Genomic DNA, 13,008 nt, shown 5'->3' on the forward strand with positions numbered 1-13,008 from the left:
GCCCCGCGCTAGGGCGGGCGGGGCGGGCGTGAGGGAGGTTAGGGGAGGGTGTTGGTGGTGGTTAGGGTGCGGTACCAGTGGGCGGAGTCTTTCCAGGTGCGCTGCTGGGTGTCGTAGTCGACGTGGATGATGCCGAAGCGGCGGTCGTAGCCGTACGCCCACTCGAAGTTGTCCAGCAGGGACCAGACGAAGTAGCCGCGTACGTCGGCGCCGGCCGTCATCGCCTCGTGGGTGGCGGCGATGTGGCGGCGCAGGTAGTCGACGCGGCGGTCGTCGTGGACCGCGCCGTCGGGGGAGACCTCGTCGTCGAAGGCGGCGCCGTTCTCGGTGATCATCAGCGGCAGGTCGGGATATTCGCGGTGTAGCCGCAGCAGCAGCTCGGTCAACCCGGCCGGCTCGATGTTCCAGCCCATCGCGGTGTACGGGCCGGGCTGCGGCAGGAACTCCACCTGCTCCGAGCCGACCCAGGCCGAGTGGGCCGAGCGGCCGTGCCCGTCGGAGTCCGACTTGGGTGACTCCCCGTCCCAGGCACGGACCAGGGTGGTCGAGTAGTAGTTGACCCCGAGCACGTCCAACGGCACCGCCGCGGTGCGCTCGTCGCCGTCGCGGACGAAGGACCAGTCGGTGACCCCGGCGGTGTCGGCCAGCAGATCGGCCGGGTACGCCCCGTCCAGCATCGGGCCGAGGAAGGCCCGGTTGGCCAGCGCGTCGATGCGGCGTACCGCGTCGGCGTCGGCGGCCGAGTCCGAGGCCGGCCGGATCACGTGCAGGTTCAGGGTGACCGACAGCTGCGCGGCGGGTGCCAGCTCCCGGATCACCCGCCCGGCCAGCCCGTGCGCCAGGTTCAGATGGTGTACGGCGGCCAGCGCCGCAGCCGGTTCGGTACGCCCCGGCGCGTGCACCCCGGAGGCGTACCCGAGGTAGGCCGAGCACCACGGCTCGTTGAAGGTGGTCCAGGTGTGCACCCGGTCGCCGAGGGCCCCGACGATGGCGGTGGCGTAGTCCGCGAAGCGCGCGGCGGTGTCCCGCGCCGGCCAGCCCCCGGTGTCCTCCAACTCCTGCGGCAGATCCCAGTGGTACAGGGTGGCCACCGGCTGGATGCCCAGCTCCAACAGCCGGTCCACCAGTCGGGAGTAGAAGTCCACCCCGGCCTGGTTGACCGGCCCGGAACCGCCGGGCTGCACCCGGGGCCAGGCGATCGAGAACCGGTACGCCCGGACACCCAGGGCGGCCAACTGGTCGAGATCGGAGGCCCAGCGGTGATAGTGGTCGGCCGCCACGTCACCGGTGTCCCCGTTGAGGGTGCGTCCCGGGGTGTGGCTGTAGGTGTCCCAGATGGAGGGCCCCCGGCCGCCCTCCTTGGCCGCCCCCTCGATCTGGTACGCCGCCGTGGCCGTACCCCAGATGAAGCCCGGGGGGAACCGTACGTCGCTCACCTTGCCACCTCCGTGATCTCGCAGCGGTATCCGGCCGAGACTCCCGCCACCACCTCGGCGGTGGCCGTCCCGTCGCGGTAGTGCACCTCGAACTCGGTGCCCGGACCGTCGCCCGGCGACGGGATCCGTACCCGGGTGCGTTGCCCCGGCGTCGGGGCGTACAGCCGCAACCGGACGTCGTCGGCCCAGGGGTAGTCGGGCCGGTCGGTGACCGACCCGAAGGGGATGACCGCGCCCGGCCGGGCCAGCACCGGCACGGTGTCGAAGCCGTGCTTCTCGCTCACCCAACCCGGCCCGGTGACCTGGGCCCCGGTCATCAGGTTCGTCCAGGTGCCGGCCGGTACGTAGTAGGTGACCTGCCCGTCGGCGCTCATCACCGGGGCGACCAGCAGGTCCGGGCCGAGCATGTACTGCCGGTCCAGGTAGGCCGTGGTCGGGTCGTCCGGGAACTCCAGGATCATCGGCCGCAGCACCGGTATCCCCTCCCGGTGGGCCTCGTCGGCCGCCGCCGCCAGGTACGGCATCAGGCTCAACTTGAGCCGGGTGAACCGGCGCAGCACCTCGACGGCCTCCTCGTCGTACGCCCACGGCACCCGGTACGAGCCGGAGCCGTGCAGCCGGGAGTGGGAGGAGAGCATCCCGAAGGCGATCCAGCGTTTGAACACGGCCGGATCGGGGGTGCCCTCGAAGCCGCCGATGTCGTGGCTCCAGTACCCGAAGCCGGAGGCGGCCAGGGACAGCCCGCCGCGCAGGGACTCCGCCATGGCCACGAAGGTGGACTCGCAGTCGCCACCCCAGTGCACCGGGAACTGCTGCCCACCGGCGGTCGCCGAGCGGGCGAAGACCACGGCCTCACCCGTTCCGCGTTCGGCCTCCAGCAGCTCGAAGACGGTCTTGTTGTAGAGGTAGGAGTAGTAGTTGTGCATCCGCTGCGGGTCGGCACCGTCATGCCAGATCACCTCGGTCGGGATGCGTTCCCCGAAGTCGGTCTTGAAGCAGTCGACACCCATGTCGAGCAGCACCTTGAGCTTGTCGGCGTACCACCGGGCGGCATCGGGGTTGGTGAAGTCGACCAGCGCCATCCCGGCCTGCCACTTGTCCCACTGCCAGATCGACCCGTCCGGGTTGCGCACCAGGTAGCCAGCCTGCCGTCCCTCCTCGAACAGGTACGACCGCTGGGCGATGTACGGGTTGATCCAGACGCACACCTTCAGGCCGCGCTCGTGCAGCCGACGCAGCATCCCCTCCGGGTCGGGGAAGGTGGCCGGGTCCCAGATGAAGTCGACCCAGTGGAACTGCCGCATCCAGAAGCAGTCGAAGTGGAACACCGACAGGGGCAGGTCCCGCTCGGCCATGCCGTCGATGAACTCGGTGACGGTCTTCTCGTCGTACGAGGTGGTGAACGAGGTGGACAGCCACAGCCCGTACGACCAGGCGGGCACCCGGGCCGGGCGACCGGTCAGTGCGGTGTACCGGCGCAGCACCTCCTTCGGGCTGGGCCCGTCGATCACGTGGTAGGTCAGCGACTGTCCGGGCACGCTGAACTGGGTCTGCGACACCACCTCGGAACCCACCTCGAAGGACACGTGCTCCGGGTGGTCCACGAACACCCCGTAGCCGGCGCTGCTGAGATAGAACGGCACGTTCTTGTACGCCTGCTCGCTGGCGGTGCCACCGTCGGCGTTCCAGATCTCCACCGTCTGACCGTTCTTGACGTACGCCCCGAAGCGCTCACCCAGCCCGTAGATCGTCTCGCCGACCCCCAGGGTCAACCGGTCGTGCACGTACTTGCCGCCCTCGGCGTCGGTGACCACCCCGATGCTGCGTTCCGTGGAGGAGGTGACCAGCCGGTCGCCGCGCAGGAAGTCGACCTGCCAGGGCCCGGTCAACGCCACCCGCACGGTCAGCTCCCCGGTGGTCAACCGGGCGCTCAGCCCGGTCACCTCCACCTGCACCGGGTGGTCGGTGGTCTCGGCCAGGGCGAAGCGGGGCTGTTTGGGCAGCCCACCATGGTGGTGCCCGACGGTCACCCCGACCACCCCGGGGGCGGGGGAGAAGAAGCGTACGGTGACCACCGGGCGGTTGAGGGTGTCACCCCGACCGGTGATCCGGCCGATGGGCGCGAAGACGGTGAACGAGCGTTCGTCCGGCTCCACCGATTCCACCGCGCCGGGTCGCAGCACGGTGACGCCGGGACGCAGTTGCCAGTACCCGTCGGTGAACTTCACTTGTCGGCTCCTGCCTGATGAGTGTCGGGCCGGTTCTTCGTCAGGGCCCGCGTCGGGTCACCGCACGACGCCGGGCCGCGGTGTCGTCGTCCGCACCGGGCCGTCGGCGGCCGCCGGCTCGCGGGTCCGCCACCCTGCCGCCTCCGGTACGCGGTGGGCCGCTCGATCCGCGTACCTGAAGGGCGCACGGCAGCAGTTGCTGGTGGATCTCCCGGTCACCGCCGTCGACCTGCCGCAGCAGCATCTCGATGGCGATGCGGCCCAGCGCCGTCCCGGGCGAGTTCATCGCGGTCAGTGCCGGGGTGGCCAGTTCGGCCACCTGCGGCGAGGTGACCATCGAGACCACGGAGACGTCGTCCGGCACGCTAAGCCCACGGCTGTGGAGTTCGCCCAGCAGACCGAAGACCGCGCTCTCGTTCATCGCCAGGATCGCGGTCAGGTCCGGTGCCTGGCACAGGGCGGTGGCCAGGGCCCGGCGCCCGCCGGCCGCACTGTCCTGGGTGGGGATCATCAGCGGCTCCAGACCGTGTGCGGCCATCGCGGCGGTGAAGGCATCGCGGGTACGCAGGGCCGGGCCGTACCCCTCGGCGATGGCGTCGGCGGAGTGGTTGACGTAGACGATCCGCCGGTGGCCGAGGTCCACCAGGTGACCGACCGCTTCGGCCACGGTCCGGTCGAAGTCGATGTCCACGTACGACAGGTCGGTGGTGTCGGCGGTACGCCCGATCAGCACCAGCGGGATGTCGAGTTCCCGCAGCACCTCCACCCGCGGATCGTGCAGTTGCACCTCCATCAGCAGCGCCCCGTCGAGCATCCGCTGACTGGCCAGCCGGCGCAGTTCGTCGCGGTCGCCGACCCCGATGGGGGCTAGCACCAGGTGGTAGCCGGCCGCGCTGGCACCGGCCGCCGCGCCGGTGACGAAGGCGGTCTCGGTGGCACCCAGGCCACGTTCGTCCATCGGCAGCAGCAGACCGAGGATCCGGCTGCGCCGACTGGCCAACCCGCGGGCCATGGCGTTGGGCTGGTAGTCCAGCTCCGCCATCGCGGCCAGCACCTTGTCCCGGGTGGCCTGGGAGATCGGCCGGGCCCCGGTCAACACGTACGACACCGTGCTCACCGACACTTGGGCCAGCCGAGCCACATCGTGCATGGTCGCCATCGCATCACCTCCCCCCGATGAGCCCGGCCACCGTGCCTACCCCGTCGAAGCGGTTAGTCGAAACGGTTCGACGAACGTAGGCCACCGATCACACCCCCGTCAATAGGCAACCACGAATGGACCCCCCGCCCCGTTGATCATGAGGTTAGCGGCAGTCAGGGAGATCAACTTCGCCGTCAACCTCATGGTCAACCACTTCGGGGGTTTGGCCGGGGGGTGGGGTGGGGGTGGGAGTTGGGCGGGTTAGGCGTCGATGTTGAACTTGTTGAGCAGGGAGGGGGCTAGCAGGCCGATCGAGGCCAGGATCGAGACGACGGTCAGTGCGGGGCGGACGATGGCCACCTCGGTGCGCCCGCCGGCCCGCAAGGCGATCTTGTCGGGCAGGCTGATCGGCGTCCACATGCGGCGCTTGATCGGAATCGGCCAGAGGATCGGCACCCCGGCCCTGGTGATCATGTCGCCGAGGATGTGCACGAAGGCACCCACGCCGACCGCCAGGCCGATCATCGGGTACCCCCGATCGCCGGGCAGGTTCGCGGCGGTGAAGGCGGCCGCGCCGGCCGAAACCAGGGTGACGATCACCCAGCCGGCGCGCTCGGCCCACTTGTCGAACAGGCCGCGCAGCGCCAGGCCGATCATGAAGAACAGGATCCCGATGACCGCCCACTTGCCGTACGTCGCGCACAGCGTGGTGGTGCCCCAGCCGAGCAGCACGGTGAACGGAATGGTGTGGGTCAGCGTACGGTGGCCGTTTGTGCGTTTCGGGTCGCGGCTGAGCTTGGTGGCGTAGTAGACGCCCAGCGAGATCTTCTCCACCACCTCGGCGATAAACAGCGAGAAGACACCGAAGGTACGGGCCACCGTCGCGCCGCCCTTGTTCCGGGTCACCTTGCCGGACAGGTCGAGGTCGGGCAGCAACGCCCCACCGGCACAGACAGCGGTGCCCACGGCGAGAGCCAATGGAGACTGCTCGTAGTCGTAGAACTGCTGTAGCGCCCAGGACCCGCTCAGCCATACCGCCGCGCCCGACAGCGCGTGCGACGGTCCCATCATCTCGGTTGCCCTCCCCAGGGATCTTGAGCGCCAAAACTACGTCACTGTAGTTCGCCGCACCGCCGCAGGGGCATCACTGCGACGTCCACAAGGGACGACATCGGAGCGTGGTCCGGAGACCGAGCCGACCACCAGGGATTATGGCAGTCGGAACGGGCTCGCCAGAGCCCTGTGTCGGCCATGGGACGCGGCGTGCCGCCCTTCGCGTTGTGCGTGTCAGGAGTCCCGGCAACGCTCAACGCATGGAGAGTCCTTCTGCTACCCAGGGCCCCGGCAAAGTCCTCAGGTGATGCCGAGTAGGGCCAGTGGTCGGTTGCTGTCGCGGGCGTGGTGGCGGTTGGCGGCGGCGATGTTGGTGACGCCGGTCAGGCGTAGGGCGCCGATGGCGGCGTTGCGTAGGGATGCCATGACTTGGGGTCCGGTGCCGATGCGGATCTGGGATCGGTCTTCGTCGTAGGTGACGTCGCGGACCCAGTGGACCTTGTTCTCGATCGGGTCTGCTGCACCGATAGGTGACAGGTGTAGTCACGCGGCCTGACTGGCCGGTGGGGTCATGATGGTCTCGTACTCGATGGGGGTCAACCGGGACAGGGATCGTTGGCGTCGGCGGCGGTGGTAGGTCCGTTCGATCCAGGTCACGATCGCGATCCGTAGTTGCTCGCGGGTGGCCCATGATCGCCGGTCGAGGACGTTGTTCTGCAGCAGGCCGAAGAACGATTCCATGGCGGCGTTGTCGCCGGCGGCGCCGACTCTGCCCATCGACCCGAGCATCTGGTGGCGGTGGAGGGCGCGGACGAACTTCCGGCTGCGAAACTGCGACCCGCGGTCGGTGTGCAGCACGCAGCCGGCCAGGTCACCGCGGCGGGCGGCGGCGTTGTGCAGGGCGGTCACGGCCAGCCGCGACTTCATTGTCGAGTCGATGGAGTAGCCGACGATCCGGTTCGACCACATGTCCTTGATCGCGCACAGGTAGAGCTTGCCCTCACCGGTGCGGTGTTCGGTGATGTCCGCCAACCAGAGCTGGTTCGGGCCGCTGGCGGTGAAGTCACGCTTCACGAGGTCGTCGTGCACCGGTGGGCCCGGCCTGCCGCCCTTGCCCCGCCGCCGCTTGCGGCTGTACACGCTCCACCAGCCCATGCCGGAGCAGATCTTCCACGCGGTGCGCTCGGTCATCGGTCGTCCGGCAGCGCGGGCTTCATCGGCCAGGAACCGATAGCCGAACTCCGGGTCATCACGATGGGCGTCGAACAACGCGTCCGCCCGGTATGCCTCGGCCAGTTCGGCGTCGGTGACCGGGCGGGCAAGCCACCGGTAGTAGGGCTGTCGAGCGATGTTCAGTACCCGGCACGTCACCGCCACGGGGATCCCGTCGGCGGCCAGCTCGTTCACGAGCGGGTAGAGCCTTTTCCCGGCAGGTTCGCCTGCGACAAGTAGGCCGCCGCCCGGCGCAGGACCTCGTTCTCCTGTTCGAGGAGCTTGATCCGCTTACGGGCCTCCCGCAGCTCGGCCGAATCGCTGCTGCTCACACCCGGCTTGACGCCCTCGTCGATGTCGGCCTGGCGCAGCCACTTGAACAACGTCATCGGATGGACCCCGAAGTCCTTCGCGATCTGCTCCACCGTCACGCCCGGGTCACGGTCACGAGCAACCCGCACGACGTCGTCACGGAACTCTCGGGGGTAGGGCTTGGGCACAGCGACATCCTTCCAGCCCGCCAACAAGGCAAGCCAACTCAGATGTCACCTATCGGTGCAGCAGACCCATCGACCAGTGACCGCGGATCCACCCTGCGAGGTGCTCCGGCCTGGCTTGGTGAACGAGTAGGTCGGTGATGGCGTAGACGGTTTCGGTGGTGAAGCGTTTCGGCTGGTCGAGGCGCCGGCGGCGGCGTCGGATCTGCAGTGCTTGGGCGGCGTGGGGGAAGTCGATCCCGGTGGAGATGGACAGGATCTTCAGGGTGCGGATCTCCCGGCGGCCATGACCACGGTCGCTGTCACGGGTGGGGTCGGGAACGCCTCGCCAGGGCAAGCGGGCCAATTGGGCGTGCAGGCTGGGCTGGTTGCCCTTCACGGTGAGAATCCAATGGGCGCCGCGTTCGGCGAGGTAGGCGACGTGTTCACGCTGGCAGTGCAGGGCGTCGGCGGTCACCACGACCTCGCCGAGGTCGCCGAGTTGGTCGAGCAGGGGTGCGAAGCGGGTGATCTCGTTGGTCTTGCCGTCGACGTCGGTGCTGGCCAGCACGACACCGGTGGCCTGGTCGGCGGCGGCCAGGACGTGCCGGGCGACGGTGTCGCCGGTCCGGGAGCCGCGTAGCGTCTTGCCGTCCACGGCGATCGCCCGGGGTGTTCCCGCCGACGGCGCGGGCAGCTGTGTGGCGAGCCAGGCTCCGATCACCATGGCCAACCGGTCGGCGTCCAGGGTTTGCAACAGCCTGCGGATCATGGCCTCTGACGGCCGCCGGCCAGGGTCGATCCCGAGCACAGCCGCGGTATCAGCGGGTAGATCAGCGACCCATTCACCGATCGCCGCATACGAGCGGTAACCAGCGACGACCGCGCAGACCGCCGCCGCGACCACGGTTACCAGAGCATGCCGGACTCCACGCCGGGCACGTGGATCGGGCAGGGAACCCAACGCCGTGAGCAGGCCGGCAGCCGAGGCCACCGCAGATGCCCTGGGTGGTGCGGTCGACAACGATGAGATCAGCGATGGTGACAGCGCGGGCATGGTTCACTTCAGGTAGATCAACAGGCCTCGAGAACCTCGATGATCTTCTGGAACGTCATGCCCGCCCTGCTGCCCACACCAAGGGCGCGTCTACGCCAACCACCTCAACCCAGACACCTCTCACGACTTGGCCGGGGCCCTGACCCGCTGGGCCAGTCGTCACATGACCAGACCATTCGCCATCCTCGAACTCACGAAGTGATCTTCAAACGGCCGTGGGCAGAGGAGCAGGGGATCCGCGTGACGACCACGCCCAATCCTTATCTCGCAACCTTATTCACCGAGAGATAGCTCACGTCCATCGATGCATCACGCTTCGTGTTGGGCGGCGTTCGACCTGGACTGGTCGAACGCCATTGTGGTAAGTCATTTACCTTCGCGACATAACTTACAGTCACGAGATGGTTACTTGACGCTTCTGCCGGGGCTTGTGAGGATCTTTCTATCGCAAGTGGCATCAGCTACTTAACGAACCGTCGGTACAACCTTGAAAGGGAGGCCCGCATGAAGGCCCGGAGAATCGCGCTGCGCCGTTTCGGAAGTTTTACTGCCGCCATCTCTGTTGCCACCCTACTTGCCGCATCGAGCAGCCTTTCGGCGGCAAGCGCAGATCCAAGTCCGGGTCCCTCGCTACCCGACCAAGGCTCTACGACGGCACCAACCAACGGCGAGCTGACCGTTAAGGACATTCTTCGTGCTAACCCTGACGCGAAGCAGGTGCGCGCGGGCGTGGTCAACATCGCTCCGGGCGTCGACGTAATCCTGCCGCCCAGCGACGGCAGCGCCAACAACGCGCGTGCTGCCGCCGATATCTGCGACTACTACTACCTTTGCGTGTGGGAGCACGCGCTTGTCGACGATTTCGGTGCAGGGCTCGGATTCTATGACTGTCAGCCCTCAGGAAGCCTGATCAATCTGGGCGGGATGCGGTACCCGGACGGCGCCTGGGTCGGCACTGGCACCTCGGGGCCGAAGTGGAACGATCGCATCTCAATGTTCGACAACAACCAGACGCCTGGTACGGCCACCTACTTCTACAACTACACTGGAAGTAGTTGGTCGAACGTTCTGACTAGCTACGCGTACCAACGCGTTTCCAATCTCCGCTATAGCCCGAACGGCAACATTAACGACATCATCGACGGAGTCCACGTCTGCACCAGCTGACGACACCTTTCGCTGACAGTGCGTGGGCTTTCCGAAGCAGGAAAGCCCACGCACTGTTTCCTTCATTATCCTATAGACGAGCGGCGGTCGTATTCGAGGAAAAGGTTGTAGGCAACCACCTGTTGTGGAGTTGCGAGGCGGACGTTCTCGTGCGCCAACAAGTCACCGGTCCTCGGATCGAAGACCAGGACCATCTGGAAGCCGTGCTGCCTGTCGTCTGTAGTCACGGCGACGCCCTGACGTCCCGCTCGGTCAGTCACCGCTCCGCGCCACTGGAATCCCTGGACATCAGCGAGCGTTTCGATGATTTTGCTACGAATCGCCAGCGGCACCACGTGCACGCGGTAGAGCTCGTTGACAGCCTTCGCCACTGCTGGGGCGCCCGAATCGGTCCGGAGCATGGAGGCCAGATCGCCCGGATCAAGAGGTTCCCGGGCTCCCACCGCTCCGGACGAGGCAACGACGGGCCCGGCCGAGCCCGAGTTCGCACCACTGCTAGCCAAGATCGACTCCCAGTAACGTCGGGACTCCTCATCCGGGAACTCGGGTTGAAGGTCCCTCACCCGACTCTCACCTGTCCCGCGAGAGTCGGACCATGTCCAAGCCTCCCGTGCTAGACCCATCTGCCGATTGTCCGGACCCAGTGCCCGCGTCGCTCCCCACGACCGCAGATGGTGGTACACGTAGCCGTCCGACTTCGCGTCATGGTCTGCGGCCGTGATACTGGCTGCCAGATTGCGCAGCGCGGGAGCCGCGTCGGGAGCCGCGTCTCTGATCTCGTAGGAGATCGGTGTGAGGACGGTGCCAGCGACGGCGGGCCCGGCCTGCGGAGGCAGCGGTAGCACATTCGGATCTGCCGACGGCCGCCCGAGCACAACGGCGACCGAACCGGCGAGCAACACGGCGGCAAAGGCAGGTGCAGCCACCAGAACAGCACGTCGACGGGATCGAGTGGCCCTCGGGCGTGACGGGGACGGATCACCGCGCTCGGCGCGGGCGATGACCTGGCCAGCCGATAGCGTTGGCTCCACCAGCGCCATACGTTGGGCGGGGTCAGCCGGACCGAGAAGGTCCCGTAGCTGCTGCGGCGTGTTCATCGTTCTTCCCTCCCGGGATTTGCGTGTTCTTGACTGACGAGGTTGTTCCCATCGCGTTTCGCAGCCGCCAACGCGCGCGGTGCAGACGCACACCCGCGGTAGGTCGGCTGCAGCTGAGCACGACAGCTGCCTCTGCCAGCGTCAGCTCCTCCCACCCGATCAATCGCAAGATCTCCTGGTCGGTCTCGCTGAGGCTTTGTAGGGCGTTGATCAGATCCAGCAGGTCTCCGGCCGACTCCGGGTTCTGGGTATCCGCCTGATGTTGAGGGAGATCGATCATCGAGGTGACGATGGGTCTGCCGCGGCGACTGCGCCACCGGTTGGCGAGAACCCGCCTGGCTACCCCGTACAGCCACGGCAGGCCGTGCTGGGGGACATCGACGCGACGCTGCCATGCCACCACGAACACCTCTTGCGCGACTTCCACCGAGTCATCCATGCCCGCGGTGCGGCGAAGCCCGTATCTCACTATGTCCTGGTAGTGGGTGGCGTACAGGTCGGTGAACCAGTCCTCGCCACGCTCACCCGACGGCCCCATCCGGCCTCCTGACTCACGCTTGGAAACAACTACTACTGCTTGTGTCAGCCAAGGCCCCGCCGTTACCCCTCCAGGAGAAAATTCTTATGATCGGATGCCTCGCCGTCCATGCCGACCCCGGGCCAACTCTGCAAAAAGTGCGGCGATCACATCGACGTGGACGGGTTCGGCGGCCACGGCCGTGGTCACGACTGTGTCCTTCCTGATGTAAGTGAGTGTTTGAGAAGGGGCGTGGCGGACTCGGTGTGCGGCTGATGATCGTGGATGCCTGGTTGCCTTCGGCGTGCCTCGTAAGCGTCGGTACCCCTCGTGGACGCGATCCTCTACGTCGTGCGTACCTGCTGCTCCTGGCGGCAACTCCCGGCGGACTTCCCGCCATGGCAGACCGTCTACTGGTACTTCGTCCGGTGGGAACAGGAGATAGTCACCCCACGCATCCTCGACCACCTCCGTGAACAGGTCCGCCTCAGCCAGGGCCGCAACCCGCAGCCGTCCGCCGGGATCATCGACTCCCAGAGCGTCAAAGCGGCCGACACTGTCGGCACCGACAGTCGCGGCTACGACGCCGGCAAGAAGATCAACGGCCGCAAACGATTCATCGTCTCAGAGGCCGCGCCATCCGACTACGCAACCGCCCTGCTGGCGGGGGAGAGGCGCGGTGCGTTTCCGGGATTGCGGACTGGTGCGACACGGTGCGGGCTGCGGTGTCCGCCGGCAAGCGTATGCACCGAGTCCACGTCGTCACCGAGCCGCTGTCGGACTACGTCCGGTTCGAATGTGGCTGGCCCTACGAGCACACTGTCGAAGCCGGCGAGGACGTCCGCCTCATCGTGGTGTCCGGCGACGACTGGCCGGCTGCGCTGCCGCACTACGACTACTGGCTGTTCGACCCCTCTCGAATCGTCGCCATGTACTACGACGAGGCAGGGCGGTTCGTCCCGGCGAGCTGATCACCGAGCCCGCCAAGATCGTGCAAGCAAACCTGTGGCGGGACGCCACCGTCGCCGGATCGATCCCCTACCGGCAGTACTCGGGCGAACTCCAGCTCAGTCCCCCGTAGCCGGCACCTCGACGTCGGCGAGGAGGGAAAGCCGCGCATACCCGGTGCACAACGAGTCGTCCGGCGACGCGACGCCCAGTCCGTCGTCCAACCGGCACGGTGTACGGCGGAATCAACCTGCCCGGACGCGCGACAGCGCCCCCACCGCCTCCTCGTCAGCTTCCTCTCGACGTGCCCCGATTCGTCAACCGCGAACAGACCCTTGTCCGCTTGTCGGGCGTCGTGACAGCCAGCGTCCACGGTGTATCAGTGGACCGTCGCCGAGCGGTTGCGATCCTCGCCCGGCGCGATGGCCGGGCGCCGCGCGATCCTCGCCCGGCTCGGTGGCCGGGCGCAGCAGTTAATGAGCAGCACTTATAGCGATCCAGCGATATGACTCATTGACAGATGCAGTCCTATTTGCTCACTTAATCCACATTTTCCGGTTCGGAACCTCCCAGGGTTCCGTGGTCACTTGGGGTTCCTAGATCACCAACACTCCAGGCTGGAGCACCCCGGAATGAAGGCTACGCGGCGACCCCGACGCACAGTAGGAAGCCGCCG

At 67.3% G+C, this 13,008-nt stretch carries 11 protein-coding genes and 2 pseudogenes; 4 read left to right on the forward strand and 9 right to left on the reverse strand.

Annotated features, from left to right (window positions below):
- Window positions 1-38: 38 nt before the first annotated feature.
- From OIE53_RS03370 to OIE53_RS03400, 7 genes are all read right to left on the reverse strand, one after another.
- Complete coding sequence (locus tag OIE53_RS03370; protein ID WP_327025089.1) at window positions 39-1,436, reverse strand: GH1 family beta-glucosidase; 1,398 nt, start codon at window positions 1,434-1,436, stop codon at window positions 39-41.
- Entirely contained in the window at window positions 1,433-3,664 is a 2,232-nt protein-coding gene (gene yicI, locus OIE53_RS03375; RefSeq protein WP_327025090.1) for an alpha-xylosidase, read from the reverse strand. The genes OIE53_RS03370 and yicI overlap by 4 nt, the downstream gene beginning before the upstream one ends.
- A gap of 40 nt (window positions 3,665-3,704) precedes the next feature.
- Complete coding sequence (locus OIE53_RS03380) at window positions 3,705-4,823, reverse strand: LacI family DNA-binding transcriptional regulator (RefSeq protein WP_327025091.1); 1,119 nt, start codon at window positions 4,821-4,823, stop codon at window positions 3,705-3,707.
- A 243-nt stretch (window positions 4,824-5,066) separates the two neighbouring features.
- Window positions 5,067-5,876: a metal-dependent hydrolase gene (locus OIE53_RS03385; RefSeq protein ID WP_327025092.1), complete on the reverse strand. Its 810-nt coding sequence runs from the start codon at window positions 5,874-5,876 to the stop codon at window positions 5,067-5,069.
- Window positions 5,877-6,158: 282 nt separating this feature from the next.
- Entirely contained in the window at window positions 6,159-6,284 is a 126-nt protein-coding gene (locus tag OIE53_RS03390; RefSeq protein WP_327025094.1) for a hypothetical protein, read from the reverse strand.
- A 117-nt stretch (window positions 6,285-6,401) separates the two neighbouring features.
- A protein-coding gene (locus OIE53_RS03395; protein ID WP_327022543.1) for an IS3 family transposase occupies window positions 6,402-7,570 on the reverse strand; the annotation gives its coding sequence in 2 pieces (ribosomal slippage) (window positions 6,402-7,283 and window positions 7,286-7,570; 1,167 coding nt in all).
- A 49-nt stretch (window positions 7,571-7,619) separates the two neighbouring features.
- Window positions 7,620-8,603, reverse strand: a complete 984-nt coding sequence (locus OIE53_RS03400) for an ISAs1 family transposase (RefSeq protein ID WP_327025095.1) — start codon at window positions 8,601-8,603, stop codon at window positions 7,620-7,622.
- A gap of 504 nt (window positions 8,604-9,107) precedes the next feature.
- Here OIE53_RS03400 and OIE53_RS03405 point away from each other — a divergent pair.
- Window positions 9,108-9,770 carry a hypothetical protein gene (locus tag OIE53_RS03405; protein WP_327025096.1) on the forward strand — a complete coding sequence of 221 codons (663 nt, stop codon included), beginning with the start codon at window positions 9,108-9,110 and terminating at the stop codon, window positions 9,768-9,770.
- 65 nt (window positions 9,771-9,835) lie between these two features.
- Here OIE53_RS03405 and OIE53_RS03410 read toward each other — a convergent pair whose 3' ends face one another.
- Both OIE53_RS03410 and OIE53_RS03415 read right to left on the reverse strand, forming a co-directional pair.
- Entirely contained in the window at window positions 9,836-10,867 is a 1,032-nt protein-coding gene (locus OIE53_RS03410) for a CU044_5270 family protein (RefSeq protein WP_327025097.1), read from the reverse strand.
- Window positions 10,824-11,405, reverse strand: a complete 582-nt coding sequence (locus OIE53_RS03415) for an RNA polymerase sigma factor (RefSeq protein ID WP_327025098.1) — start codon at window positions 11,403-11,405, stop codon at window positions 10,824-10,826. Before OIE53_RS03415 ends, OIE53_RS03410 begins: the two co-directional genes overlap by 44 nt.
- 306 nt (window positions 11,406-11,711) lie before the next feature.
- Here OIE53_RS03415 and OIE53_RS03420 point away from each other — a divergent pair.
- From OIE53_RS03420 to OIE53_RS03425, 3 genes and pseudogenes are all read left to right on the forward strand, one after another.
- Window positions 11,712-11,796 (forward strand): annotated as a pseudogene (locus OIE53_RS03420) (transposase); the annotation flags it as partial.
- Between the two features lie 77 nt (window positions 11,797-11,873).
- A pseudogene (locus OIE53_RS28400) lies at window positions 11,874-12,008 on the forward strand (transposase); the annotation flags it as partial.
- A gap of 101 nt (window positions 12,009-12,109) precedes the next feature.
- Window positions 12,110-12,355 carry a DUF6879 family protein gene (locus OIE53_RS03425; protein ID WP_327025099.1) on the forward strand — a complete coding sequence of 82 codons (246 nt, stop codon included), beginning with the start codon at window positions 12,110-12,112 and terminating at the stop codon, window positions 12,353-12,355.
- The last annotated feature ends 653 nt before the right edge of the window (window positions 12,356-13,008 follow it).

Source organism: Micromonospora sp. NBC_01739, assembly GCF_035920385.1.
Lineage (GTDB): Bacteria > Actinomycetota > Actinomycetes > Mycobacteriales > Micromonosporaceae > Micromonospora.

Excerpts from the sequence above, each read along its gene's own strand:
- OIE53_RS03410 (WP_327025097.1), bottom strand. The coding sequence starts at position 10,867 with ATGAACACGCCGCAGCAGCTACGGGACCTTCTCGGTCCGGCTGACCCC.
- OIE53_RS03400 (WP_327025095.1), bottom strand. The coding sequence starts at position 8,603 with ATGCCCGCGCTGTCACCATCGCTGATCTCATCGTTGTCGACCGCACCA.
- OIE53_RS03415 (WP_327025098.1), bottom strand. The coding sequence starts at position 11,405 with ATGGGGCCGTCGGGTGAGCGTGGCGAGGACTGGTTCACCGACCTGTAC.
- OIE53_RS03385 (WP_327025092.1), bottom strand. The coding sequence starts at position 5,876 with ATGATGGGACCGTCGCACGCGCTGTCGGGCGCGGCGGTATGGCTGAGC.
- OIE53_RS03390 (WP_327025094.1), bottom strand. The coding sequence starts at position 6,284 with ATGGCATCCCTACGCAACGCCGCCATCGGCGCCCTACGCCTGACCGGC.
- OIE53_RS03380 (WP_327025091.1), bottom strand. The coding sequence starts at position 4,823 with ATGGCGACCATGCACGATGTGGCTCGGCTGGCCCAAGTGTCGGTGAGC.
- OIE53_RS03405 (WP_327025096.1), top strand. The coding sequence starts at position 9,108 with ATGAAGGCCCGGAGAATCGCGCTGCGCCGTTTCGGAAGTTTTACTGCC.